Source organism: Acinetobacter lwoffii, from assembly GCF_024129735.1.
In the GTDB taxonomy this organism is placed as follows: Bacteria; Pseudomonadota; Gammaproteobacteria; order Pseudomonadales; family Moraxellaceae; genus Acinetobacter; species Acinetobacter lwoffii_H.
Window position 1 is genome coordinate 1 of the sequence record NZ_JAMXXK010000104.1, and the last position, 1389, is coordinate 1389.

The following is a 1389-nucleotide window of genomic DNA, read 5'->3' on the forward strand; positions in this document are numbered from 1 at the left end:
TAATGCCAGTCAGTTAAGAAATTGACTGGCATTTTCTTGGATATTTTTGTGCTTTAATTTTCACTACTCGCGGACATTGCCTTTGCCTTTTTTCAGGTAATACAAATATTTTAGATTGTTCAAATAATTGCGCTAAATGTTTGGGTAGGTTTCCTGCTGATTCTAAAGGTGTGTGCCTTAAGATATTGATAATACTCATAGATGCAATATGGAAACTGATCCTTAAAGGACTCACCTTTGCATGTTCAGCGATAAACCTCATCTGTCTTCTTAAGATATTATATGCAATAAATACCCCCCACAATTCTTGATAGACCAAATCAGGTTGTTTGCTTCTTAAAATCCTTGCATCCTGTAAATCACTTTTAATTTCCCGATAACACATTTCTATTTCCCAACGCTGGATATAAAGCATTGCAAGGTCTTTGAATGGATAAACTTTAGAATCTGTTAATGATGTAATGTAACGTCTTATTTTTCCTGCATATTCAACTTCAATTAAACGTGCTTCCCAATAGTCACCCAATGACGGATTTATCTTTTTTGCTCTTGCTGAAACAGGCATTTTGATCTGAAAGTCATGGGCCGCATTATGATGAATCACTTCATAACGCAGGTTGTCCTTTGCTCGCATCAACCAATGACTCTCTTCTGCCTGAGATTGCCAGCTCACTAAAAAATCAGCAGAGAAGTAAGCACGATCAAATAGGGTAATACTGCGAACTGGTGCTTTTAATTGACTGGCTAAGGTTAATTCACCTTGATCCATACTGCCCATTTGGGCATCAATCATTTCATGGGTATTGGTATTCACCAGGCAAGTCGCTCTAACTTGTGGGTAAGGTGCAGCTGCTGTTTTGCCTTTGGATGAACCAAAGTGCTTAAAGTTTTCTTCTGTATGAGGCATAGACCAAACCACACCATCTACAGCACAAACGCATAGACCGTGAAAGTTGCTATATTGTTGTTGTGAGTCTTTAAACCATGCCTGACTTAATGTCGAAAATAAAGCACTCATGGGTTCTAAGCCTAAGCGTTGTCTTGCTTGTACGGATGCACTCGGTACACAGTATTCTGCCGTACCGAAAACAAGTTGCAATTGTTGAACCACATACCAAATCGGTTGATTTCGAAATAGAGCAAGTCCGATTACCAGCCAAACAACATGTTCAGCAGGCAGTTTTCTTTTTCGAATTGATGCTTTACCTGTTTGGTCTAAGCAATCTTCAATCCAGTTTAAATCAATCAATTCACTGAATTGTGAAAGTGAAGGTAGGGTTTGTTTTAATGTTAAATCTAGATTCTGAGATAAATTCATAAAAAAAGAGCGTATTTACATACGCTCTTTTTACAGCATTTTAACTTTTTTTGCTTAACTGACTGGCATTA

General features: G+C 37.7%; 1 protein-coding gene. It reads right to left on the reverse strand.

The genetic code is table 11. The features are described 5' to 3' along the window. Window positions 1-13: 13 nt before the first annotated feature. Entirely contained in the window at window positions 14-1318 is a 1305-nt protein-coding gene (locus NI469_RS15645; protein ID WP_004282307.1) for an IS4 family transposase, read from the reverse strand. Window positions 1319-1389: the final 71 nt, after the last annotated feature.